Source organism: Sphingomonas chungangi (assembly GCF_013778325.1).
Classification (GTDB): Bacteria; Pseudomonadota; Alphaproteobacteria; order Sphingomonadales; family Sphingomonadaceae; genus Solisphingomonas; species Solisphingomonas chungangi.
The window spans coordinates 223,171-247,142 of sequence record NZ_JACEIB010000027.1 but is presented as its reverse complement, the minus strand read 5'-3'; the positions used below and the strand labels follow the sequence as shown (position 1 = coordinate 247,142).

General features: G+C 66.9%; 22 protein-coding genes. 13 read left to right on the top strand and 9 right to left on the bottom strand.

Annotated elements, in window-relative coordinates; genetic code table 11:
- The first annotated feature begins 35 nt into the window (after window positions 1-35).
- From HZF05_RS19050 to HZF05_RS19025, 6 genes are all read left to right on the top strand, one after another.
- A complete protein-coding gene (locus HZF05_RS19050; protein WP_160364067.1) occupies window positions 36-977 on the top strand; it encodes a Gfo/Idh/MocA family oxidoreductase in 942 nt (313 codons plus the stop codon).
- 4 nt (window positions 978-981) lie between these two features.
- Window positions 982-1,989: an aldo/keto reductase gene (locus HZF05_RS19045; protein ID WP_160364066.1), complete on the top strand. Its 1,008-nt coding sequence runs from the start codon at window positions 982-984 to the stop codon at window positions 1,987-1,989.
- An 8-nt stretch (window positions 1,990-1,997) separates the two neighbouring features.
- A complete protein-coding gene (gene ligK / locus HZF05_RS19040; RefSeq protein ID WP_160364526.1) occupies window positions 1,998-2,672 on the top strand; it encodes a 4-carboxy-4-hydroxy-2-oxoadipate aldolase/oxaloacetate decarboxylase in 675 nt (224 codons plus the stop codon).
- Entirely contained in the window at window positions 2,665-3,720 is a 1,056-nt protein-coding gene (locus HZF05_RS19035) for a 4-oxalomesaconate tautomerase (RefSeq protein WP_160364065.1), read from the top strand. Before ligK ends, HZF05_RS19035 begins: the two co-directional genes overlap by 8 nt.
- A complete protein-coding gene (locus HZF05_RS19030) occupies window positions 3,717-4,610 on the top strand; it encodes an amidohydrolase family protein (RefSeq protein ID WP_160364064.1) in 894 nt (297 codons plus the stop codon). Before HZF05_RS19035 ends, HZF05_RS19030 begins: the two co-directional genes overlap by 4 nt.
- Window positions 4,611-5,123: 513 nt before the next feature.
- Window positions 5,124-5,858 carry a FadR/GntR family transcriptional regulator gene (locus HZF05_RS19025; RefSeq protein ID WP_160364063.1) on the top strand — a complete coding sequence of 245 codons (735 nt, stop codon included), beginning with the start codon at window positions 5,124-5,126 and terminating at the stop codon, window positions 5,856-5,858.
- A gap of 113 nt (window positions 5,859-5,971) precedes the next feature.
- Here the strand turns inward: HZF05_RS19025 and HZF05_RS19020 are convergent, their stop codons facing one another.
- From HZF05_RS19020 to HZF05_RS19000, 5 genes are all read right to left on the bottom strand, one after another.
- Window positions 5,972-7,081: a glycoside hydrolase 5 family protein gene (locus HZF05_RS19020; protein WP_160364062.1), complete on the bottom strand. Its 1,110-nt coding sequence runs from the start codon at window positions 7,079-7,081 to the stop codon at window positions 5,972-5,974.
- 25 nt (window positions 7,082-7,106) lie between these two features.
- Window positions 7,107-8,237 carry an aldose epimerase family protein gene (locus tag HZF05_RS19015; protein ID WP_160364061.1) on the bottom strand — a complete coding sequence of 377 codons (1,131 nt, stop codon included), beginning with the start codon at window positions 8,235-8,237 and terminating at the stop codon, window positions 7,107-7,109.
- 73 nt (window positions 8,238-8,310) lie between these two features.
- On the bottom strand, window positions 8,311-8,937 hold the full coding sequence (locus HZF05_RS19010; protein ID WP_160364060.1) for a 2-dehydro-3-deoxy-6-phosphogalactonate aldolase: 627 nt from the start codon (window positions 8,935-8,937) through the stop codon (window positions 8,311-8,313).
- The gene (locus HZF05_RS19005; protein ID WP_160364059.1) at window positions 8,934-9,821 is read right to left on the bottom strand and encodes a 2-dehydro-3-deoxygalactonokinase; all 888 of its coding nucleotides are present in this window, start codon (window positions 9,819-9,821) and stop codon (window positions 8,934-8,936) included. Before HZF05_RS19005 ends, HZF05_RS19010 begins: the two co-directional genes overlap by 4 nt.
- On the bottom strand, window positions 9,818-10,675 hold the full coding sequence (locus tag HZF05_RS19000; protein ID WP_160364058.1) for an SMP-30/gluconolactonase/LRE family protein: 858 nt from the start codon (window positions 10,673-10,675) through the stop codon (window positions 9,818-9,820). Before HZF05_RS19000 ends, HZF05_RS19005 begins: the two co-directional genes overlap by 4 nt.
- A 121-nt stretch (window positions 10,676-10,796) precedes the next feature.
- Here HZF05_RS19000 and HZF05_RS18995 point away from each other — a divergent pair, with 121 nt between their 5' ends.
- Window positions 10,797-12,383, top strand: coding sequence for a sodium:solute symporter family transporter (locus HZF05_RS18995; protein ID WP_160364057.1), 1,587 nt, complete (start codon window positions 10,797-10,799; stop codon window positions 12,381-12,383).
- A gap of 34 nt (window positions 12,384-12,417) precedes the next feature.
- On the opposite strand, the gene HZF05_RS18990 is transcribed toward HZF05_RS18995, so the two are convergent.
- Window positions 12,418-13,341, bottom strand: coding sequence for a Gfo/Idh/MocA family protein (locus tag HZF05_RS18990; protein ID WP_343046924.1), 924 nt, complete (start codon window positions 13,339-13,341; stop codon window positions 12,418-12,420).
- A 91-nt stretch (window positions 13,342-13,432) separates the two neighbouring features.
- Between HZF05_RS18990 and HZF05_RS18985 the strand changes: the two genes are divergently transcribed.
- From HZF05_RS18985 to HZF05_RS18975, 4 genes are all read left to right on the top strand, one after another.
- Complete coding sequence (locus HZF05_RS18985) at window positions 13,433-15,232, top strand: IlvD/Edd family dehydratase (RefSeq protein WP_160364055.1); 1,800 nt, start codon at window positions 13,433-13,435, stop codon at window positions 15,230-15,232.
- 310 nt (window positions 15,233-15,542) lie between these two features.
- Entirely contained in the window at window positions 15,543-16,214 is a 672-nt protein-coding gene (locus HZF05_RS22225; protein WP_281367542.1) for a family 43 glycosylhydrolase, read from the top strand.
- Window positions 16,171-16,581, top strand: a complete 411-nt coding sequence (locus HZF05_RS22220) for a family 43 glycosylhydrolase (protein ID WP_281367541.1) — start codon at window positions 16,171-16,173, stop codon at window positions 16,579-16,581. The genes HZF05_RS22225 and HZF05_RS22220 overlap by 44 nt, the downstream gene beginning before the upstream one ends.
- On the top strand, window positions 16,560-17,540 hold the full coding sequence (locus HZF05_RS18975) for an alpha/beta hydrolase (RefSeq protein ID WP_160364054.1): 981 nt from the start codon (window positions 16,560-16,562) through the stop codon (window positions 17,538-17,540). Before HZF05_RS22220 ends, HZF05_RS18975 begins: the two co-directional genes overlap by 22 nt.
- 1 nt (window position 17,541) lies before the next feature.
- Here HZF05_RS18975 and HZF05_RS18970 read toward each other — a convergent pair whose 3' ends face one another.
- The 3 genes from HZF05_RS18970 to HZF05_RS18960 are packed head-to-tail and all read right to left on the bottom strand — an operon-like array spanning window position 17,542 to window position 20,541.
- Window positions 17,542-18,933: an L-serine ammonia-lyase gene (locus HZF05_RS18970; RefSeq protein ID WP_160364053.1), complete on the bottom strand. Its 1,392-nt coding sequence runs from the start codon at window positions 18,931-18,933 to the stop codon at window positions 17,542-17,544.
- Window positions 18,934-18,979: 46 nt separating this feature from the next.
- Complete coding sequence (locus HZF05_RS18965) at window positions 18,980-19,741, bottom strand: molybdopterin-dependent oxidoreductase (protein WP_160364052.1); 762 nt, start codon at window positions 19,739-19,741, stop codon at window positions 18,980-18,982.
- Window positions 19,738-20,541 (bottom strand): cytochrome b/b6 domain-containing protein, encoded by an 804-nt coding sequence (locus HZF05_RS18960; protein ID WP_160364051.1) that lies wholly within the window; start codon window positions 20,539-20,541, stop codon window positions 19,738-19,740. The genes HZF05_RS18965 and HZF05_RS18960 overlap by 4 nt, the downstream gene beginning before the upstream one ends.
- A gap of 222 nt (window positions 20,542-20,763) precedes the next feature.
- On the opposite strand from HZF05_RS18960, the gene HZF05_RS18955 reads away from it, so the two are divergent.
- Complete coding sequence (locus HZF05_RS18955) at window positions 20,764-22,542, top strand: SLC13 family permease (RefSeq protein ID WP_160364050.1); 1,779 nt, start codon at window positions 20,764-20,766, stop codon at window positions 22,540-22,542.
- A 1-nt stretch (window position 22,543) separates the two neighbouring features.
- Window positions 22,544-23,962 carry a hypothetical protein gene (locus HZF05_RS18950; RefSeq protein ID WP_160364049.1) on the top strand — a complete coding sequence of 473 codons (1,419 nt, stop codon included), beginning with the start codon at window positions 22,544-22,546 and terminating at the stop codon, window positions 23,960-23,962.
- Window positions 23,963-23,972 lie beyond the last annotated feature (10 nt).

Here is a 23,972-nt window from a genome sequence, read left to right as displayed (position 1 = left end):
GGAAGTATTTTGGCGGCGATGATGGAGTTTGACGCATGAAAATAGCCCTCGCCGGCGCCGGCGCCTTCGGCGAAAAGCATCTCGACGGCCTGCAGAAGATCGACGGGGTCGAGGTGGTGAGCCTGATCGGGCGGACGCTGGATGCCACCCAGAAGGTCGCCGAGAAATACGGCATCGCTCATGTCTCGACTGATCTCGCCGATGCGCTGGCGATGTCCGAGGTCGACGCGGTGATCCTCTGTACGCCGACCCAGCTTCATGCCGAGCAGGCGATCGCCTGCATGAACGCCGGCAAGCACGTGCAGGTCGAGATCCCGCTCGCCGACAGCCTCGCCGATGCCGAGGCCGTGCTGGCGAAGCAGCAGGAGACCGGCCTCGTCTGCATGGTCGGCCACACCCGCCGCTTCAATCCCAGCCACCAGTACGTCCACGACAAGATCGTCGCTGGCGAGATCGCCATCCAGCAGATGGATGTGCAGACCTATTTCTTCCGGCGGAAGAACATCAACGCCAAGGGCGAGCCGCGCAGCTGGACCGACCATCTGCTCTGGCATCACGCCGCGCACACGATCGATCTCTTCGCCTATCAGGCGGGGCCGATCGTCAAGGCCAATGCGATCGAGGGGCCGATCCATCCCGAGCTCGGCATCGCGATGGACATGTCGATCCAGCTCAAGGCGGAAAGCGGCGCGATCTGCACGCTCTCGCTCAGCTTCAACAATGACGGGCCGCTCGGCACCTTCTTCCGCTACATCTGCGACAACGGCACCTGGATCGCGCGCTACGACGATCTGGTGACGGGCAAGGAAGAGCCGGTCGACGTCTCCCATGTCGATGTCTCGATGAACGGCATCGAGCTGCAGGATCGCGAGTTCATCGCCGCGATCCGCGAGGAGCGCGAACCCAATTCGTCGGTGGCGCAGGTGATGCCCTGCTACCGCGTGCTAGGGGCGCTGGAAGAGCAATTGAAAGGCTGATTCCATGGCGCTGCCCACCCGCACACTCGGACCGTTAAAAGTCTCCGCGATCGGTCTCGGCTGCATGAACCTGAGCCAGGCCTATCCGCCGATCCCGAGCGACGAGGATGGGGGACGGCTGCTCAACCACGCGCTCGATGCGGGGGTGACGTTTCTCGACACGGCGGCGCTCTACGGCGACGGGCATAACGAGCGGCTGCTCGGCAGCGCGGTGATGCACCGGCGTGGCGAGTTCACGCTGGCGAGCAAGTGCGTGCTCGACGTCGTCGACGGCAAGCGCACGCTGGACGGCCGACCCGAGCGGATCAAGGCGACGTGCGAGGCGGCGCTGACCCGCCTGCGCACCGACGTGATCGACCTCTATTACATGCACCGGCTCGACCGGAACGTGCCGATCGAGGAGTCGATGGGCGCGATGGCCGATCTGGTCGCGGAGGGGAAGATCCGCGCGATCGGCCTCTCCGAAATGTCGGCGACGACGATCGAGCGGGCGCATGCCGTTCACACCGTCTCGGCGGTGCAGAGCGAATATTCGCTGGTCGTCCGCAATCCCGAGGTGGCGGTGCTGGAGACCTGCCGGCGACTGGGGATCGGCTTCGTGCCTTTTTCCCCGGTGGCGCGGGGGCTGCTGTCCGAAGGCGTGACCCACGACCGCTACGAGCAGGGCGATATCCGCGCCGCCATGCCGCGCTTCGTCGGCGAGAAGCTGGCGGAGAATCTCGATCGCATCGCCGCCTTCAACCGGCTGGCGCGCGAGGCGGATCGTACACCGGCGCAGCTCGCGATCGGCTGGCTGCTGGCGCAGGGCGACGACATCGTGCCGATCCCCGGCACGCGCAGCATCGCCCATCTCGACGAGGATATCGCCGCCACGACGATCGCCTTCGATTCGTCGGTGATAGCCGCCGCCGGCGCCCTGTTCCCGCCCAACGCCCTCACCGGCGCGCGCTATGCCGCGCCGATGCAGGCGCAGATCGATACCGAGCTGCTCGCGCACGAAGAGCTCGCCTGAGGAGATTGCTGATGCCCGTCGTCGTCCAGACCATCGAGCGCGCGGACACCGCCGTGATCGACGGCCTCGCTCATGCCGGGGTCGCCACCGTGCACGAGGCGCAGGCGCGGATCGGGCTGCTCGCGCATCACATGCGCCCGATCTATCCCGGCGCGCGCATCGCCGGATCGGCCGTCACCATCTCGGCGCCGCCGGGCGACAACTGGATGGTCCACGTCGCGATCGAACAATTGAAGGACGGCGACATCCTCGTCCTCGCGCCGACCTCGCCCTGCGTGGACGGCTATTTCGGTGATCTCCTCGCGACCTCGGCGATGGCGCGGGGCTGCCGGGGCCTCATCATCGATGCGGGGGTGCGCGATGTGCGCGATCTGACGCAGATGGGGTTCCCGGTCTGGTCGAAGGCGGTGTTCGCCCAAGGGACGGTCAAGGCGACGCTCGGGTCGGTCAATGTGCCGGTGGTGTGCGCCGGCGCCGCGATCGAGCCCGGCGATGTGATCGTCGCCGACGACGACGGCGTCTGCGTGGTGAAGCGCGCCGATGCCGCCGCCGTCCTCGAGAAGGCGCAAGAGCGCGAGGCGGCGGAGGAGGGGAAGCGCAAGCGCCTCGCCGCCGGTGAACTCGGCCTCGATATCTATGACATGCGCGGAAAGCTGGAGCAGATGGGCCTGAAATATGTCTGAGGGCGTACCTTGCATGTGGATGCGTGGCGGCACGTCCAAGGGCGGCTATTTTCTGAAGAGTGACCTGCCCGCCGACGCGCGCGAGCGCGACAGCTTCCTGCTGCACGTGATGGGCTCCCCCGATCCGCGCCAGATCGACGGTATGGGCGGCGCCGATCCGCTCACCTCCAAGGTCGGTGTGGTGGCGAAGTCGGAGCGGGAAGGGGTCGATATCGATTACCTGTTCCTACAGGTCTTTGTAGATCAAGCGATCGTCACCGACGCGCAGAATTGCGGCAATATTCTCGCCGGCATCGGCCCTTTCGCGATCGAACGCGGGTTGGTGGAGACGCAGGATGGCGAGACCCGCGTCGCCATCTTCATGGAAAATACCGGGCAGGTCGCGGTCGCCACCGTCCAGACGCCGGGCAGGATCGTCACCTATGAGGGCGATGCGTCGATCAGTGGCGTGCCCGGCACTTCCGCGCCGATCCCGCTGGCCTTCCGCGACACTGCGGGCTCGTCGTGCGGCGCCCTTCTGCCCACTTGTAACGGCGTTGACGAGATCGACGGGGTGAAGGTGACGTTGATCGACAACGGCATGCCCTGCGTGGTGTTCGCCGCTGCCGACGTCGGCGTGACGGGCTATGAGGATCGCGACGTGCTCGACGCCAATTCCGAGGTGAAGGCGAGGATCGAAGCGATCAGGCTGAAGGCTGGGCCGATGATGAATCTCGGCGATGTCACCAAGAAATCGGTGCCCAAGATGATGCTGGTCGCGCCGCCGAAGGATGGTGGTGCGGTCGCGGTGCGCTCGCTGATCCCGCATCGCGTCCACGCATCGATCGGGGTGCTGGGTGCGGTCAGCGTCGCCACCGCTTGCCTGATCGAAGGATCGCCCGCGCACGCGGTCGCGGTGGTACCGGAGGGCGCCACCAAGACGCTCGGCGTCGAGCACCCGACTGGGGTCACCGAATGCGTGGTGACGGTGGATGGGGAGGGCCAGCCGGTCGAGGCGGGCATGCTGCGTACCGCGCGCAAACTGATGGACGGGATGGTATTCGGATGAGCACCGACGAGAAAGGCCGCATCCGAAGCTGGATGCTCACCCCCTCCAAGCCCGCTTTCGTGCCGCCACGGGGTGCGATCGACGCGCATTGCCACGTTTTCGGGCCGATGGCGGAGTTCCCGTTCAGCCCGAAGGCCAAATATCTGCCGCAGGATGCCGGCCCCGAGATGCTGTTCGCGCTCCGAGACCAACTTGGCTTCTCGCGCAACATCATCGTGCAGGCGAGCTGCCACGGCACCGACAATGCTGCGACACTGAACGGCATTGCAAAATCGAACGGCAAGGCGCGCGGCGTCGCGGTGGTCGATCCCGACATCGCCGATGTCGATCTCGATGCGCTGCACGAAGGCGGCATCCGCGGCATCCGCTTCAACTTCCTCAAGCGGTTGGTCGACAACGCGCCGAAGGACAAGTTCCTGGAGGTGTCGCATCGCATCGGGCGATTGGGATGGCACGTTGTCGTCTATTTCGAGGCGGACATCCTGGAGGAGATGCGGCCCTTCCTCGCTGCGTTGCCCGTGCCGGTCGTCATCGATCATATGGGCCGCCCGGATGTCGCGCAGGGGCCCGTCGGCGCCGACATGACCGCCTTCCGCGCGCTTCTCGACAGCCGGCCGGACATCTGGGTGAAGACCACCTGCCCGGACAGGCTCTCGCCCCAGGGCGAGCCCTATGACGATTTCGTCGCGGCGGTGCGCCCGCTTGTCGAGGACTATCAGGACCGCGTGCTGTGGGGCACGGACTGGCCCCATCCGAACATGGAGCAACGCATTCCCGACGATGGTGGGCTGGTCGACGTCATCCCGCGGATCGCGCCCACCCCCGATCTCCAGTGCAAACTGCTCATCGACAATCCCATGCGGCTTTACTGGCCCGAAGAAGTCCTCTGACGCGTTCAGAACGCTCGGTCGTGCCGGCAATCGTGGGCGATGCGACATGACCATTGGACGGTCGTCGAGCCGCCGCGATCGAAGGCCGGAATGTACCGTCGCAGGTTCCTCGGGTGTGGGACCGTTCTCAGCGATCGCTTATGATGTCTTTAGAACTCGGACGGAGTGGCTTGTTCGGCTGAAAAATCCTGCCGATATGTCGATGGGATGTTGATTTGATCGCAGCAACAATCAGAATTTTAGGCAGATATGGTGCCATAGATTGGTATTTTTCGCGGCTCCATCTCATCTTGTTTGTGTCGACACCGCAGTGGTTACAAGTTCAATCCTTGTGGCGCGCGCCAGATTAATCCAGGGAACCTTTGGTTTTCGGATTTTTTTGCTTCTCGTGCGACGAGGACGAGAAGCCGCGCCGGCTCAATCTGCAGCATTCTTCCAACACCCAGAAGAATGCTGCGCCCTGACGAGACGGGAGTTGCGCTCCGTTGCAAGATAGGCGACGACGCAGCAACCATGGACGATGCAGCCACCGACATACGGTCCTCGCTCGGGCGCAACCTCACCCACGGCATGCTCGACGCGCTGGGCCGCGCGATCGTGACGGGGGAGTTTAGCGGCAAGGTTTTCCCGACCGAGGCGGACCTTGCGAAGCATTACGCGGTCAGCCGCTCGGTCACGCGCGAGGCGGTGAAGATGCTCACCGCCAAGGGGCTGCTTTCCGCCCGCCCGCGACAGGGTACGATCGTCCAGCCTGAGGGATCGTGGAACCTGTTCGATTCGGACGTGCTGCGCTGGCTGCTCGAGCGGAAATTCTCGATCGGCCTGCTGCGCCAATTCAGCGAGCTGCGCGTTTCCATTGAGCCCGCCGCCGCCGAGCTCGCCGCGCGTGCCGCGACGCCGGAACGGCTCACCCTGATCGATGCCGGCTATCGCCGCATGGTAGCGGCCGAGACTGGCAAGGACGATGCGCTGGACGCCGACATCGCCTTCCACGTCGCGGTACTGGAGGCATCCGGCAACCCTTTCTACGCGCAGTTCCGGGATGTCGTGGAGACGGCGCTACGCACCTCGATCCGCTTCACCAACCGCTTCAAGGGCCGGACGGCAAGTCTGCCGGCGCACGAGGCGGTGAAGGACGCGATCGAGGCGCGTGACGGCGCCGCCGCGCGCAGTGCGATGACGTTGATCATAAGCGAGGTGATGCTGCTGATCGCCGAGGCCGAACGGAAGGGCGCGGTCGAGGGGTAAGCGGTCTTCCCATCGTCATTGCGGGCGCGGCGAAGCAATCCGGCGCCCCACGCGCTGCGCCCGCGGATTGCTTCGTCGCTTCGCTCCTCTCAATGACGAGGAGGAACGCCGGATTATTCTTCGCTCGTCATCCGTCTGATCAGGTCTACTTCCGCCTGCCGGTACGGCGTACCGTCGGTGTGCAGGACGTCGTGGAACCAGACGGTCGGCTCGCGCACCACATAGGGGAATTGCCAGCTGTCCCAGGGCAGGTTGGTCTGCTCCTTGCCCTGCACGAAGCCCCAGTTGATCATGCCGACATGGTGCGCCTTGCCGACCGGCAGCGATCCGTCGAAGGTCGGTCCCGCGCCGCGCGCCATATATTCGGTGCAGATGATCGGGCGGCCATAGCCTTCCAGCATGGAGATGCGCTTCTCCATCTGCTCGGGCCAGCCGTAATCGTGGAAGGTGATGACGTCGGACTGGCCGAGCTGAACGTCCTCCATCGCGCTGTGCCTGTCGCCCGGCGCCCATTCCATATGCTGCCACACGCCGCTGGTGAGCGGCTGTGTCGGGTTGGCGCTGCGTGCCCATTCGAAGACGTGGGGGAGGAGGGCGGTGACGAGCGCGGCCTTGTCGACGGGCTGGCCCTTATACTGGTCCGCGCCGTTGTCCGGCTCGTTCCACACGTCCCAGCCGAGGATGCGGTCGTCCTTGGCGAACGCGCCGACAACACCCTTCACATAGGCTTCGAGACGGGGATATTGCTTCGGGTCCTGCAACGCGGCGGTGCCGGGCGACTGGACCCAGCCCGAATTGTGCACGCCGGGAATCGGCGGATGCTGGAGGCCGAGCTTCGGTTTTGGGTCCCAGCAGCTATCGAACAACACGAACAGCGGTTTGATGCCGTGCTTGTGGGCGATCGTCAGGAAGGTATCGATGGGCCTGGCGAAGCCCTTGGGATCCTGCTGCCAGAGCTGATCGTGGAGGAACACGCGCATCGTGTTCATGCCCATCTTCTGCGCCCAGCCGAGCTCCAGGTCGATCCGCGCGGGATCGAAACTGTCGGCCTGCCACATCTCCAGCTGGTTGATCGCATCGGCGGGCAGGTAGTTGGAACCGACCAGCCATTTCTGCTCACCGTACCAGGCCTTGGCCTGATCGGGCGTCCAGCGGTCGCGCGCGTGCGCCGGGTTCGCCAGCAGTGCAGTGCCGGCGAGGAGGGCGAGGATCGCCGATTTCATGGTGCTCACTCCCTGATAGGTCTGGTCAGCGCGCCGAGAAGCGGAAGACGATGTGGTTCGCGTAGGTCTGGCCCGGATCGAGGCGGACGGAGCCGAATTCCGGGCGGTTGGGCGTATCGGGGAACATCTGCGGCTCCAGCACGATCGCGTCGCCCTCGCGGTAGATGTGGCCGGACTTGCCGGTGATCGTGCCGTCGAGGAAGTTGCCCGAATAGAATTGCAGGCCGGGCTGATCCGACAGCACCTCCATCACGCGGCCGGTGATCGGGTCCGCGACGCGGGCCATCAGTTGCATGCCCTTGGGCTTCGCCTTGGTGATCACCCAATTGTGGTCGTAGCCGCGGCCGAAACGGAGTTGCTCGTCCTTGCCGTCGCGCACGCGCAGGCCGATCGCGGTGGGCGTGCGGAAATCGAACGGCGTGCCGGCGACGGGGCGCATCTCGCCGGTCGGGATCGCGGTGGCGTCGGTGGGGGTATAGGCGGCGGCGGGGATCGTCATCTTCAGCCCCATCGCACCCGCGACCGAACCCTCGCCGTCGAGGTTCCAGTAGGTATGGTTGGAGATGTTGACGACGGTCGGCCCGTCGGTGGTCGCGCCGTAGTCGACCGCGAGGTTGCCCGCATCGTCGAGGCTGTAGGTGGCCGTGGCGGTCAGCGTGCCGGGATAGCCCTGGTCACCGTCCGGGCTGACATAGCGGAGCGTCACGCTGGGCTTGGCGCCGCCCTTCGCGGAGACGACCTGCCACACCACCTTGTCGAAGCCCTTGGTGCCGCCGTGCAGTGCGTTGGGGCCGTCGTTGACGGGGGTCTGGTACTCCTTGCCGTCGAGCGTGAAGCGCCCCTTGGCGATACGGTTGGCGACGCGGCCCACCGTGGCGCCGAAATAATTGGGCTTGGCGACGTAGCCGGCGAGATCGTCATAGCCGAGCACGACATCGCCAGGCTTGCCGGTGCGATCGGGGGCGACGACCGACTGCACGCTGGCGCCGAGCGTGAGGATCGTGGCCCTCATCCCTTTGGCATTGGCAAGCGTGATCGCCTCGACGGCGGTGCCGTCCGGCATCTGACCGAAGGGCTTGCGCTCGATGGTTCCGGCCAGGGCCGGGGTCGCCAGCGCGGCGGCGAGGGCGATCATGGTGCCCGTTTTCGCGATCATGTCGCTTGTATCTCCTCTCCTGATGACCCGCTTGTGGGTCGGGGAGGGGAGGATGTCCAGAATTATATGATAATTAGATGGTCCGCCACGCTTCGACCAATGCCTTCGCCCGTGCGCCGACGGTCCCGGCATCATCGCCGGCCTTGTAGAGTGCACCGCCGACGCCGATGCCTTCGCAGCCGGCCGCCAGCCATTCTCCGATATTGGCGGCGCCGGTGCCGCCCACCGCCCAGGCCTTTATACCTACCGGCAGCACCTCGCGGATCGCCTTGAGGTAGCCAGTGCCGAAGCCCGTCGCCGGGAACAGCTTGAGCCGCTTCGCCCCCGCCGCGACCGCCGTGAATGCCTCGGTCGGTGTCGCGAAGCCGGGCATGGGCTCCATGCCGAGCTCGACGCCGCGCGCAATCACCGCCGGGTTGACGTTGGGCGTGACGAGTAGCCTGCCACCGACGCCCGCCACCGCATCGACCATCGCCGGCTCCAGCACGGTGCCGGCGCCGCAGAGCGCGCGGTCGCCCATCGCGTCCACCAGCCGACGGATGCCCTCGATCGGATCGGGCGAGTTGAGCGGCACCTCAATCAGCCGGATGCCGGCCGCGACGAGCGCCTCACCGATGCCGACTACCGTGTCCGGCGTCACGCCGCGCAGGATCGCGACCACCGGCGGGGCGCCTTCGGCCAGGATATCGTCGATAATCATGCGGGCTCCTTCAGCAAAGCGAGGCCGGCGATCGCGCAGGCGTCGCCGTCGAGATGGGTGACGGTCAGGCCGTGCTTCCCGGCAGCCTGCCGGTAGAGCGCCGAGAGGCCGGGATCGCCGATCAGGGCGATGCGCTCCGGCGTGTCGCCGGCGAGCGCCAGCGCTTCGGCGAACTCGCCACCGATCAGCAGGCCCGAGAGCAGGCCAAGCGCCCAGCCGAGGCTCTTGCCCTCGATCAACTGAGCGGCGCGCGCCTCGAACAGGCCGGCGATCAGGCCGGTGCCGGCGCGGGCCAGACCGTCGGCGAAACCCTCTTCGCGCCCCGTCGAGTCCGTCCCGGCACGGGTCAGCGTCGAATGATCGCGCAGCAGCGCGAACAACTCGCCGGTGGGGAAGGTGTGGAAGCGCTCGACGCGGCCGTCGATCAGCTCGGCCCATTTGCTGTGCGTGCCGGGCAGGACGAGCATCGCGCGGCCTTCGGCCAGCGTGGGATCGAGCGCGGCGGCCCCGAAGATCTGCGTCTCCTCGCCGCGCATCACGTCGGCGTGGCTGGAGAAATTGGCGCTGCTCAGGCCCGGCGCGACCGACACCGTGATGCCGGCCACCTCAACGGTGGAGAGGCTCGATCGCCACGCCGCGACGTCGGCAGGGCAGGGGGCATAGGGCACTTCGACCAGCCCGTTGCGCGATCCCGCCATGCCGCACAGCAGGACGCCGGAGTCGCGCGCCGCCTCTCGCCACGGCGCCAGCGTCGCCGCCAGCGTCTCGGCGGGCGAGCCGGCGAGCTGTCCGATGCCGGGGCCGTCGAGCCGGTCGACGATCGCGCCATTCTCGAGGCGGAAGAGGCGGAGGCGGGTGGTGCCCCAGTCACCGAGGATGGTCATGCGTCGAGCCTCGCGGGGGTGACGGGAGCGCCCGGTACATCAACGGCGAAACGGAAGATGCCACCCGCCAGCGGCTGCTCCGCCAAGGCCGCATCGTCCAGCCCGGCACGCGCCGTGGTGGCGAAGGCGGTCTTGAGGTCCGGCCCGCCGAAGGCCAGCTTGGTGATGTTGGCGACCGGCAAGCGCACTTCCTGCACCAGCGTGCCGTCCGGCGCGTAGCGCCGCGCCGCCCAGCCGCCCCACAGGCCGACCCAGACATGATCTGCGGCATCGATCGTCACGCCATCCGGATTGCCGGCGCCGTCCTCGATACGAACGAAGACCTCGCCGTCGCGCAGTTGGTTGGTGTCGGCTACGTCGAACCGCCAGATCGCCCGCTCGACCGTATCGACATGGTAAAGCCAGCGCGCATCACCGCTAACGGCCGGGCCGTTGGTGATCACCGCCTCGCCGCCGGCCATGTGGATCGCGCCATCGACGTGGACGTGCACCACGCCCGAGCGCTCGGCTTCCAGATTGTCCATCGATCCGAACCACAGGCGCCCGCGCGCATCGGTGGTGGCGTCGTTGAAGCGGTTGTCGGCACGCGCACCGACGCGGCCGATCTCGCCGACGATCCGCTCGCCGTCGAAATGGTGGAGCGTGCTGCGATCGCCCACCACGAAACCGCCGCCCGCGCGAGGCAGGATGAAGCTCGGCATTCCGCCGACCTCGAAGGTCCCGCGGTCGCTGCCGTCCCCGTTGCAGCGGTGGATGCGCCCCTGCTTGATGTCGACGAACCACAAAGCCTGGGTGTCGACATCCCAGAGCGGGCCTTCGCCGAGCGTCGCGCCCAGCGGCCAGATGCACTCCATCAACGCTCTCCCATGCCCGGCGCGGATTGCCATCGGCTAATAATCATATAAATGAGGGCGGCAAGACAAACATGCCTCGCAGCTGCCTCCCGAGCGGCGCGTGACAGGGAGGATGGTTCGAGTGTCGCTTGCCCCGATCGATATCGCCGTGATCGTGATCTACGCGATCTTCATCTTCGGCCTCGCCCAGTGGGTGAGCCGCGACAAGAAGGGGGCGGGGCCGAAGGACACGACCGACTATTTCCTCGCGTCCAAGAACCTGCCCTGGTGGGCGATCGGTGCCTCGCTGATCGCGGCCAACATCTCGGCCGAGCAGATCGTCGGCATGGCGGGATCGGGCTATGCGATCGGCCTCGCCATCGCCTCCTACGAGTGGATGGCGGCGCTGACCCTGCTGATCGTCGGCAAGTTCTTCCTGCCGATCTTCCTGCGCAACGAGATCTACACGATGCCGCAGTTCCTGGAGCGGCGGTACGGGAAGAACATCCGCACGCTGATGGCGATCTTCTGGCTCGCGCTCTACGTGTTCGTGAACCTCACCTCGATCATCTGGCTGGGTTCGATCGCCGTCACCAAGGTGGCGGGGATCGACCAGATGCTTGCGCTGGTGATCCTGGGCGCCTTCGCCTTGCTCTACCAGATCCGCGGCGGGCTGAAGGCGGTGGCGCTCACCGACATCGTGCAGGTGACCCTGCTGGTGCTGGGCGGCCTGATCATAGCCTGGTTGACGCTCGGCAAGCTCGGTGATGGGCAGGACATCCTGGCGGGCTGGCACAAGCTGACGAGCAGCATCCCCGATCACTTCCACATGATCCTGAAGAAGGGCGATCCGCATTATACCGACCTGCCCGGCCTCTCGGTGCTGATCGGCGGCATGTGGATCGCGAACCTCAGCTACTGGGGCTTCAACCAGTATATCATCCAGCGCGCGCTCGCCGCGAAGGATCTGCCCGAAGCGCAGAAGGGCATCATCTTCGCCGCCGGTCTCAAGCTGCTGATGCCGGTGATCATCGTGCTGCCGGGCATCGCCGCCGTGCTGCTCGCGCCGGGCCTGCCGAAACCGGACGAGGCGTATCCGACGATGATGCGGTTGCTGCCGACCGGTCTGCTCGGCCTCGTCTTCGCGGCGCTGATCGCGGCGATCATCGCGTCCACCGCGTCCAAGATCAACTCGATCGCGACCATCTTCACGCTCGATGTCTATGCCAAGATGAAGGGGCAGGCGGCGCAGGAGGGCAAGCAGGGCCACGAGCGGCACCTCGTGCTGGTCGGCCGGATCGCCGCGATCGTGGCGATCATCATCGCGATCCTCACCGCCAAGCCGCTGGTCGGCGCGTCCGAACAGGCGTTCCAGTTCATCCAGGAGTTCACCGGCTTCTTCACGCCGGGCATCACCGTGATCTTCCTGCTCGGCCTGTTCTGGAAGCGCGCCAACGAGGCGGGCGCGATCTGCGCGGCGGTGGCCTCGGTGCTGCTGTCGTGGCTGTTCAAGGCTGAGTGGTCGTCGCTGCCCTTCATGGATCGGATGGGCGTGGTGTTCCTGATCGCGCTGGCGCTGGCGGTGGTGGTGTCGCTGGTGACCCCGGCCAAGGCGGGGGCGGACACGATCGAGACCGGCGACGTGCGCTACGCGACGAACGCCGGCTTCAACATCGGCGCGACGGCGGTGTGCCTGGTGCTGGTGGCGCTGTACGCGACCTGGTGGTGAGGTAGCAAAATCCTCCCCGCCAGGGGGAGGATACTTAGGGCTCGAACGCTTCCGCTTCGCTGATCCGCGCCAGCAGGAAGGCGTCAGCCACCAGCCGGAGCGGGCGGGCGTCCACCTCCGATCGGCTACCCGCGATCAGCGCCGCGAAATGCGCGTAGATCGCCGGATATTCCGCCTTGGGTTGGTGCCGCCTCTCGCCGCCATCGAGGATCAGCGTCGCGCCACCGTCGCGCAGTTCGAGCGTGCCGCCACCCTCCGTCTCCAGCGCGATCGTCCATTCGGCCGTATCGTCGTCGTGGAAATGGAGGTCCGCCGCGACAGGCGCGCCGCCCACCCGCATCTCCAGCTGTGCCGAGATCGGCGCGTGCAGCCCCACCGGGATCTGGAAATCGGAGCGGGCGATGCTCCACGGCGCATCCGTGATCGCGGTCAGGATCGAGAAGGCGTTGATCGTCGGATCGAACACCCCCATGCCGCCTGGCTGCCAAAGCCAGTGCTGCCCCGGATGCCAGCGATGCGCGTCCTCGCGCCAGACGAGCCGGCCGGAGCGGATCGTGCGCCCTGCCAGCCAGTCACGCGCGGGCGCCACCATCGGGGCGAAGCGCGAGTGCCAGGTGGCATAGACGGTGCGACCGGGCCGCGCCGCCGCCTCGATCGCGGCGACTTCGCTCAAGGTCGCGGCGGGCGGCTTTTCCATCAGCACATGCAGCCCGGCCGCCATCGCCTCCAGCACGAGTCCGGTCCGCACCTGCGGCGGCGTGCAGATTGCGACGGCATCGACCGCCGGCCCTGCCTTCAACAGACCGGCGAGCGAGGCGAATACCGGAACCCCCAGATCGGGCAACGCCGGATCCACGATCGCGGTCAGCATAAAGGCTTCGCTACCCGCAATGGCCGGCATATGCTGGTCGCGCGCGATCTTTCCCGCGCCGATGATCGCTAGAGCCGTGGTTGTCACATCAGGTCCTTGCTTCCGAAACGAATCGCATTTATCTGATAAATAGAAAATTGCCGCCCGATTGTCATGGCCGGCGCAGGGAGGGTCGATCTTGTCCGACACCGATACGCCACGCGGATTGCGTTCGCGAGCGTGGTTCAACGACCCCGCGCGCCCGGACATGACGGCGCTCTATCTGGAGCGCTATCTGAATTACGGAATCAGCCGCGAGGAATTGCAGTCCGACCGGCCGATCATCGGCATCGCGCAGACCGGCAGCGACCTCTCGCCGTGCAACCGCCACCACATCGTCCTCGCCGAGCGCGTGAAGGACGGCATCCGCGAGGCGGGCGGCGTGCCCGTGGAATTCCCGGTCCATCCGATCCAGGAGACCGGCAAGCGGCCCACCGCCGGGCTCGACCGCAACCTCGCTTATCTCAGTCTCGTCGAGACGCTCTACGGCTATCCGCTCGACGGCGTGGTGCTGACGATCGGCTGCGACAAGACCACCCCGGCTCTGCTGATGGCGGCGGCGACGGTGGATCTGCCTGCCATCGCGCTGTCGGTCGGCCCGATGCTCAACGGCTGGTTCAAGGGCGAGCGCACCGGCTCCGGCACGATCGTGTGGAAGGCGCGGCAGATGCTGGCCGCGGGCGAGATCGACTATACCGGCTTCGTCGATCTGGTCGCCTCCTCGGCGCCGTCCACCGGCTATTGCAACACTATGGGCACGGCGACGACGATGAATTCGCTGGCCGAGGCTCTGGGCATGCAGCTTCCCGGCTCGGCGGCGATCCCCGCGCCCTACCGCCAGCGCGTCGAGATGGCGTGGCGGACCGGCCGGCGCATCGTCGACATGGTGCGCGAGGATCTGAAGCCCTCCGACATCATGACGCGCGACGCCTTCCTCAACGCGATCGCGGTGAACTCGGCGATCGGCGGATCGACCAACGCGCCGATCCACCTCGCCGCCATCGCGCGCCATGTCGGCGTGGAGCTGAGCCTGGCCGACTGGCAGGCGATCGGCCACGACATCCCGCTGCTGGTGAATCTCCAGCCGGCGGGCGAGTATCTCGGCGAGGACTATTATCATGCCGGCGGCGTCCCCGCCGTGATCGGCGAGCTGATCCGGCAGGGGTCGATCCGCGAGGACGCCATCACCGCCAACGGCCGCAGCATCGGCGACAATTGCCGCGACGTGACCACCCAGTCGCCCGACGTGATCCGACCGTTCGACCGGCCGTTGAAGCAGCGCGCCGGCTTCCTCGTCATGACCGGCAACCTGTTCGACAGCGCCATCATGAAGACCAGCGTGATCTCGGAAGGTTTCCGCGATCGCTTCCTGCGCAACCCCGCCGACCCCGACGCTTTCGAGGGGCGTGCGATCGTGTTCGACGGGCCGGAGGATTATCATACCCGCATCGACGATCCGTCGCTGGCGATCACCGCCACCGACATCCTCGTCATCCGAGGCTGCGGGCCGATCGGCTATCCGGGTGCGGCGGAGGTCGTGAACATGCGACCGCCCAGCTATCTGGTGAAGGCGGGCGTCACCGAGCTGCCATGTCTTGGCGACGGGCGCCAGTCCGGCACCAGCGGCTCGCCCTCGATCCTCAACGCTTCGCCCGAGGCGGCGGCGGGCGGCAATCTCGCCTTGCTGCGCACCTATGATCGCCTGCGCGTCGATCTCGGCAAGGGGCGGGTGGACGTGCTGCTCGCGGATGGCGAACTGGAACGTCGCCGGGCCGATCTGGATGCCGCGGGCGGCTATGCCTATCCGCCATCGCAGACTCCGTGGCAGGAGATCCAGCGTCGCGATGTCGGCCAGCTCGGCACTGGCGCGATCCTCGAAGGCGCCGAACGCTTCCAGAAGATCGACCGGACTTTCGGAATCCCGCGGGACAGCCACTGATCATCCGCGGATTTCCGCACCCCGAACAGCGCAGCAATTTTTACCATAAAATCGTAGCGTATTTCTCATTTATCGGATAAATTGATCAAGCGCAATTCGGACCAGATCGTCGACGCGATCGTCGCGCAGGATATCGGCAAGTTTCCCGATCCCACCGTCGCCTCGGACCCGGCCCGTATCAGGGCACGCGGCAGGTCGCGATCGACGCGATCCGCTATGCCAAGGATGGCCGCATCCTGCCGATCCGCATGACCGACGGCCCGCCGCCGCTTTCGCCTCTCCCCGCCCAGTCCTGCAAGGAGCCCCGCCGATGATCGCCGCCGACCGCCGTGGATTGCTGAAAGGGGCGCTGTCGCTCTCCGCCGTCTCGCTGCTCCCCCGCGCCGCTGCAGCCGATACGGCGCCGGACACGCTGAACGCGCATCTCACCGGCTATCACACCGGCCTGCACGATCCGGTGATGATCCGCGAGGGCGACACCTATCATGTCTTCGGATCGGGCGGCTGGGCCGGCAAGCCGGGGCCGAGCTGGCGCATCTCCAAGGATCTCCAGAATTGGACCGACAACGATCCGCCTTTCGGCATCCCCGATTGGGCGCATGAGGCGATCCCCGACGCGAAGAGCGTCTGGGCGCCGCACATCTCCTATGTCGATGGCCTGTACCGGATGTATTATTCGGTCTCGACCGGCGGATCGATGCGATCGGTGACGGGCTTCGCGACGACGCCGACGCTCGATCGCAATGCACCCCACTACAAGTGGACCGATCACGGCCTCGTCGTCGAGACGCATCCTAGCATCGGCTACAACGCGATCGATTCCAATTTCGTCCGCGACGCGAACGGCGAGGATTGGTTGGAGTTCGGCAGCTATTGGGGTGGCCTCAAGCTGATCAAGCTCGACAAAAAAACGGGCAAGCGCGCCCGGAGACACGCGTATGTGGTCGCTCGCCTATCGCCCCGCGCCGGAAGGGGCGGATAACCCGATCGAGGGCGGCTTCATCTTCCGCCATGGCGATTATTACTATCTCTTCGCCAGCTACGATTATTGTTGTCGCAAGCTTGCCTCCAACTACTTCGTCGCGTGCGGACGATCGAAGACGGTCACCGGACCTTACGTGGACAAGGAAGGCAAGCCGATGATGGAGGGTGCCGCCAAGACCGTCCTCATCGAGCGTCCCCGGGGCGGCACGCGCTGGCACGGCCCCGGCCATTGCGGCCTCTTCCACGACAAGGACCGCGACATCATCGTCTACCATGCCTACGATGCCGAGCATGACGCCGCGCCGACCCTCCGCCTCGCCGAACTGCGCTGGGATGCCGACGGATGGCCGGTGGCACTGACGTGATCGACCGGCGGGCGTTGATCGGATCGGCGGTTGTGGCGGGCGTGGCAGGGCCGCTGTTGGCGCAGCAACCGGCCATGCCCGCATGGCCGCCCAAGGAGGCGATCCGTCTCTGGCCGAGCCGGCCGCCGGGTGCGGGCGCGACGCTGCCCAGGCCCGATCTCCAGCTCCACGGCACGGCGGCCCAGCCCGACCTCCAGTTGCGCGGCGTCGCCGATCCGACGCTCTACGTGCTGCGTCCCGCGCGACCCAACGGCATCGGGCTGCTGACTATCCCCGGCGGCGGCTATGCCTATGAGGCGGTGTCGCACGAAGGGCTGGATGTCGCGAAACGCTTCGGGGCGCTCGGCTACACGATCTTCCTGCTCGCCTATCGCCTCCCGGGCGACGGGTGGCAGCATCGTTCCGACGTGCCGTTGCAGGATGCGCAGCGCGCGATCCGGCTGATCAGGGCTGGAGCGAGGGGCTTTGGCGTCGATCCGGCGCGGGTCGGCACGCTGGGTTTCTCGGCGGGCGGACACCTCGCGGCCAGCCTGACGACGGCCTATAACGAGGCGGTCTATGTGCCCGTCGACGCAGCGGATCGCTTGCCGGCCCGGCCGGATTTTTCCGGGCTAATCTACGCCGTCACCACGCTGAGGATGCCCGGCACTCATCCGGGCTCGCGCGCGCTCCTGCTCGGGCCGGACGCTTCACCGCAACTGATCGACCATCGTTCGCCGGTGCTGCATGTCGATGCGCGCACGCCGCCCTGCTTCCTGCTCCAGGCGTTCGACGACACTGTCGTGCCGCCGTCGTGCAGCGAGCAATGGCTCGCCGCCTGTCGCGCGCACGACGTATCGGTGGAGGCGCATCTGATCCGCAACGGCGGGCATGGCTTCGGTGTCAGCCTGCCGGACAGCAACCCCGGCTCGCTCTGGCCTTTGCTGTTCGATCGGTGGGCGAGGGGCCTGCTCGCCTAGCTCAGCACTCCACCACGTTCACCGCCAGCCCGCCGAGGCTGGTTTCCTTGTACTTGCTCTTCATGTCCTCGCCTGTCTGGCGCATCGTCTCGATCACCTGATCGAGACTGACGATGTGCCGCCCGTCGCCGTGCAGCGCCAGATAGGCGGCGTTGATCGCCTTGATCGCGCCCATCGTGTTGCGCTCGATGCAGGGGATCTGCACCAGCCCGCCGATCGGATCGCAGGTGAGGCCGAGATTGTGCTCCATGCCGATCTCGGCGGCGTTCTCGACCTGGTGGTTGGTGCCACCCAGCGCTGCCGCAAGCCCGCCTGCCGCCATCGAGCAGGCGACGCCGACCTCGCCCTGGCAGCCCATCTCGGCCGCCGAGATCGAGGCCCGTTTCTTGTAGAGGAAGCCGATCGCCGAGGCGGTGTAGAGCAATTTGCGCGATCCCTCCGGCGTCGATCCGTGCACGAAGGTCTCGTAATATTTGAGCACCGCCGGGATCACGCCCGCAGCTCCGTTGGTCGGCGCGGTGACGACGCGGCCGCCTACCGCATTCTCCTCGTTCACCGCGAGCGCGTAGAGGCTGACCCATTCGAACACGAGGCCGGGATCGGCGCGGGGGCCGCGATCGAGCAGCTTCTGCTTCATAGCGGCGGCGCGGCGCTGGACCTTGAGGCCGCCGGGCAGCTCCCCGTCGCCCTTGCAGCCGCGATCGATCGATCCGAACATCGCCGCGCGCACCGCGCCGAGGAAGGCGTCGGTCTCAGCGTCGTCGCGCCATGCCGCCTCGTTGGCGCGGACGATGTCGGCGATCGACAGGCCGGTCGCGTCGCCGATCGCGAGCAGTTCGTCGGCCGATCCGAACGGATAAGGTATCTCGACATTGGCGCGAACCGGCTGCTCGCCCTCCATGCGGATCGCGCCGCCGCCGATCGAGTAATATCGGCGCACGATCCGGCTGCCGTCGGCCAGGACGGCGGTGAAGGCCATGCCGTTGGGGTGGGCGGGCAGGAAGCTCTTGTGGAAGATGAGATCCTTCGCCTCGCAGAACGGCACCTCTTCGCCGCCGCCCAGCGGCAGGTGCTTCTCGTTCCGGATGCGCTCGACCAGCGCCGGCACCGCATCGGGATCGACGCCCTCGGGCGTCTCGCCGGCGAGGCCGAGGATCACGGCGCCGTCCGTCCCGTGGCCCTTGCCGGTGAGCGAGAGCGATCCGTAGAGATCGCATTTGATCCGTGCCGGAACGATGCCGTCCTCGCGCAGGCTCCGCGCGAAATCGTGAGCCGCGCGCATCGGGCCGACGGTGTGCGAGCTCGACGGGCCGATGCCGATCGTGAACAATTCGGTGACGCTGATCGCCGGGCTCTGCTGGCCAGTGGCGGCGGGAAGGGGGCTGCTCTCCATGCGCCGCCGCTACTCCTTTCGGCGGGCGAAGGCACGGGCCAATCGCCTAGATGCCGGCATACCATTGATAGCCGACGACATCCTCCCAATAGCCCCCCTTGCCGCCGCCGATGCCGGCGAGGCTCGCGACCGCTTCGACGCGCATCACGTACTTGGCCTGCTTGTAACCGAGCTGCCGTTCCACGCGCAGCCGCAGGGGCGCGCCGTGGCCGACGTCGAGCGTCTGGCCGTTCATGCCCCAGGCGAGGATGGTCTGGGGATGGAAGGCGTCGATCAGGTCGATCGACTCGTAATAGGGCACGCCGCGCGAGAGATCGGCGCAGTGGAACACCACGTAGCGCGCGGCCGAGCGCAGCCCCGCCTGCTTGAGAAGCATGCCGAGCGGCAGGCCGGTCCACTGGCCGATCGCGCTCCAGCCCTCGACGCAATCGTGGCGGGTGATCTGGGTGCGGCGGGGCAGGCTGCGGATCTGCGCTAGCGACAGCGAGAGCGGGTTCGCCACCAGCCCATCCACCGCCAGTTGCCAGTCTGCGAAGCCGTTCGCGACATGCGTATCATATTCGGGCGTGCCGGGGTCGCGGTTGCCATTGGTGCGGAAGAAGGGCGACATGTCCGACGCGGTATATTCGGGCGCCAGCGCGGCGCGGTCCGATACGATGCGCTGCGCCCTGAACGTCGCCTTCTCGCCGAGGCCGAGCAGCGATTGGACGGCGGGCGAAGAATTGATCTTGTCGCAGCCGGAGAGCAGCAGCCCCCCGGCGCCCGCGCCCAGCGAGCCGATCAGGCGGCGGCGGGAGAGGCGGATCACTCGGCCTTCTCCCTGGGCAGGCGATAGCGGCCGGTGATCATCGACCGGACCTCGTTGATCGGCCCGGCCAGCACCACCATCAACAGGTGGATCAGGATGAAGGCAGCCAGCCCCATTGCGCATAGGAAGTGGATCGATCGCGCGGACGGGCGCCCGCCGAACAGATGGAGCAGCCACGGCCACGCCGCGTCCATCCCGGGCGACATGGTGAGCCCGGTCAGCACCACGCCGGGCAGCAGCACGAAGATCACCATGCCGTAGGCGATCTTCTGGAGGATGTTGTAGCGCCGCGCCGCCTCGCCGGTCGGGAAGCGCAGGCGAGCGTGGTCGCTGATGTCGTGCCAGAGGTGGCGGGGTGTCAGTTCCTCGCGGCCGGGCGCGAGGTCGCGCCAGAAATGGCGGCGGACGAGGCCCCAGAGCAGGAAGCATAGGCCCGGCACCACGAGCAGCCACGCGAAGGCGAAATGCCACTGCCGCGCCCCGGCGAGGTCGTAATGCGTGGGGATGGTCGCCCAAGGCGGAAAGGCAACGGTACGGCCGCCCGATTGTACGCCGAGCAGGTGGGGCGTCGGAATGGTCAGCGGACCGATGCGCAGGTGTCCCGGTGTGATGTCCAGCCAGCTATGATCGTAGTTCGCGCCATACTGGCCCCAATAGAGGTGGGGATGGGCGTTGAAGATCATCAACCCGCTCATCAGCATCACGAACACCGCGAGCGCGTTCGCCCAGTGCCACAGCCGGACGGGCAACCGGTGCCGATAGACGGTGTCGCCACCCCTGGGAGTTTCTCGCTCGTCCATCTCGCACCTCCCGTTCGCGCTGAGCCTGTCGAAGCCTGTCCTCTCCCTTTGCCGCTCGAAGAACAAGGGCAGAGCTTCGACAAGCTCGGCCCGAGCGGAATGGAACGCATGGGATTACGCGCGTTGACCCCGATCGGTTACAGCCGCGCAACTTTCTCGCCCGTGGCGCGTCGGTGGGGATCAGGTGACGAAGCGTGTTTCGTCCGCTACGCTCGGAGGCGCATGACGACACCCCAGATCCTGTCGTTCGCGCTCGTCGGCGGGGCGATCGCGACTTTCGCCTGGGGCCGCTTCCGCTACGATCTCGTTTCCCTCGTGGTACTGTTGATCGGCATGGCCATGGGTGTCGTGCCCGTGAAGGAGGCCTTCACGGGCTTCACCAGCGACGTCGTGGTGATCATCGCCACCGCCCTGATCGTCTCGGCCGCCATCGCCAAATCGGGCGTGATCGAGAGCGGGCTGAGGCCGCTCCTCTCCCGCCTCAAGCGGCTGCGCGTGCAGGTGCCGGTGATGGCGGGCGCGACCGGCCTGCTTTCGATGCTCACCAAGAATGTCGGTGCGCTGGCGATCCTGATGCCGACTGCGCTCAAGCTCGGCCGCACCGAGGGCAGCTCGGTCTCGGCGCTGCTGATGCCGATGAGCTTCATGTCGCTGCTCGGTGGGCTGGTGACGCTGGTCGGCACGTCGACCAACATCATCGTCAGCCAGGTGCGGCAGGAGGAGACCGGCCACCCCTTCGCGATGTTCGACTTCGCGCCGGTGGGTCTGGGGCTGACCTTCCTCGGGCTGGTCGTGGTGACATTCTGCTGGCCGCTGCTGCCGCGCAGGGTCGGCGGCGGCGGGCTGCAGGAGGTGGTGTCGACCGCCTCCTATTCCACCGAGGCGACGATTCCCGACGAACTGCCCGAAAACCTCAAGACCATCGCCGATCTGGACCTCGATAAGGATGGCGTCGAACTGGTCGCGATCGAACGGGCAGACGGCACCCGCACTTCGGCCAGCCCGTCCGCGCCGCTGAAGCCCGGCGAGGTGCTGGTGCTGGAGGGCGACGACGACGCGCTCTCGCGCCTGTTCGATCGCCTGCCGCTCAAGCAGGCGCACGACGAAAAGGATGTCGAGAAGGCGACCCCCAAGGAGGAGATCCGCTCGGTCGAGGCCGTCGTGCAGCCGGAATCGCCGCTCATAGGCACCTCGGCGGCGCGCGCACGGCTGCAGGATCGCTACGGGGTGAAGCTGCTCGCCATCGGCCGTTCCAGCCAGCGCATCACCGAGCGGTTGCGCGAGGTGACGATCCGCGCCGGCGACGTGCTGCTGCTTCAGTCCGGCGAGGAGGCGATGCCGGATTTCCTGAGCCAGACAGGGCTGCTGCCGCTGGCCGAGCGATCGGTGAAGCTCGGCAATTCGCGCCAGCGCTATGGCCCGATCGCGATCCTCGCCGTGGCGCTGGTGTTGGTGGCGTTCAAGGTGATCTCAATTGCGGCTGCCTTCTTCGGCGCGGCGGTGCTGATCGTGCTGATCGGCTCGCTGACGATGCGCGAGGCCTATGGCGCGCTCGAGCCAGAGGTGCTGGTGCTGATCGGCGCGCTGACACCGGTGAGCGAGGCGGTGCGCCACACCGGCGGCACCGACCTTATCGCGCACGGCCTCGCGACCGTGCTGACCGGATCGCCGCCGATGCTCGTGCTGGGCACGCTGATGCTGGCCTCGATGCTCTGCTCGCCCTTCCTCCACAATGCGCCGACCGTGCTGGTGCTGGGTCCGATCGCGGTGTCCGTCGCGAAGGCGCTCGGCCTCTCGCCGGATCCGTTCCTGATGGCGGTGGCGACGGGGGCGGGATGCGACTTCCTCACGCCCGTCGGCCATCAGTGCAACACGCTGGTGATGGGGCCGGGCGGATACCGCTTCTGGGACTATGCGCGGCTGGGCGCGCCGCTCTCGGTGATGGTGATCGTCGTGGGCACGCCGCTGATCGCCTTTTTCTGGCCTTTGACCGGACATTGAAATGAGGCGTGCGCGGGTTGTCGGAACCTGGCCGCCGCTGATCGTGGCGTTGCTGCTGTTGGTCGCCTGCGCGGCCCTCGCGTGGCCCGGCATCGCCGCCTACGACGCGACCACCCAGTTCGCCCAGGCCATCACCGGCCGGTATGATGACTGGCACCCGCCGATCATGGCGCGATTGTGGTCGCTGTTCCTGAAAGCCGGTGCTTGGGGCACGGCGCCGATGCTGCTGCTGCAGCTTGTATTGCTGTGGTCAGGGCTGGCGATGCTGGCGGTGGCGCTACGGCGGGCACGGGCGCCGATCGCGGGCTGGTGCGTGCTGGCGGTCGGGTTGCTGCCGCCGGTGCTCGACTGGATGGTGGTGGTCGACAAGGACTGCCAGATGATCGGCGCGCTCGCCTGCGCGATCGGGCTGGTCGCGCTGTTCCGGCTGGCGAAGCGGCCGTTGCCGTGGTGGGCGGTGATCGTCGTGGCGGTGCTGCTTGCCTATGCGATGTTGCTGCGCGCGAACTCGGTATTCGCGGTGATGCCGCTGGCGCTGATGTGGGGCGGTTGGCTCGGGCTCAGGCGCTGGTGGGCGAGGATCGGGCTGTTGCTCGGCGCGATGCTGGCGGTGATCGGCATCTCCGGGCCGATCAACCACGGGCTGCTGGGAGCGGACCGCTCGGGCGTGCAATATACGCTGCCGATCTTTGATCTCGCCGGCATCTCCGATCGCGCGCATCTCGCCGCGATGCCGGGCTTGTCGGACGCGGATTGGGCGAAGGCGGAGCAGTTGCATTGTACGACGCCCTTCTATTGGGATCCCTTCGCCGATCCGGCGCGCTGCGGGCCGATGGGCAATGGGCTGGTCTCGGACGATAACGGGCCGCCGCCGCTGTTCCACAACTGGATCGCGGCGATCATCGCACACCCGCTGGCCTATGCCGAGCATCGCGCCGCTCACCTCAACTCGACCTTGCGGATCGTCACGCCACCGGACGAGCACAGCGCCGCCGCACCGTTCCAGACGCCCGAAAATCTGTACAATGTCGGCGCGAAGGCGAGCGGCGCCACGGTCGCGCTCAGCCGCGTCGCCGGAGCGATCGAGGAGACGCCGATCGGTGTGCCGGCCGTCTGGCTGGTCGCGACGCTGGCAATCGGGTGGGTATTGCTCGCCACGCCGCGACAGCCGGCGCGGACGCTGGCGCTTTCACTCGCCGTTTCGGCGATGCTGATGACGGCGAGCTTCGCGGTGGTGAGCATCGCGTCGGACCTCCGCTATCATTTGTGGCTGATCCTCTCCACCGCGCTGGCGGCGGTGCTGCTGGGGGGATGCCGACGCGTGCCGCGCGGGCGGCTGGCGATTGCGGCGGGTGCCGTTGTGGTGGCGTGCGTCGCGTCGGTCCTGCTGCGCGCCGGGGCACCCCCGATGCGCTACTGACTGTGCTAGG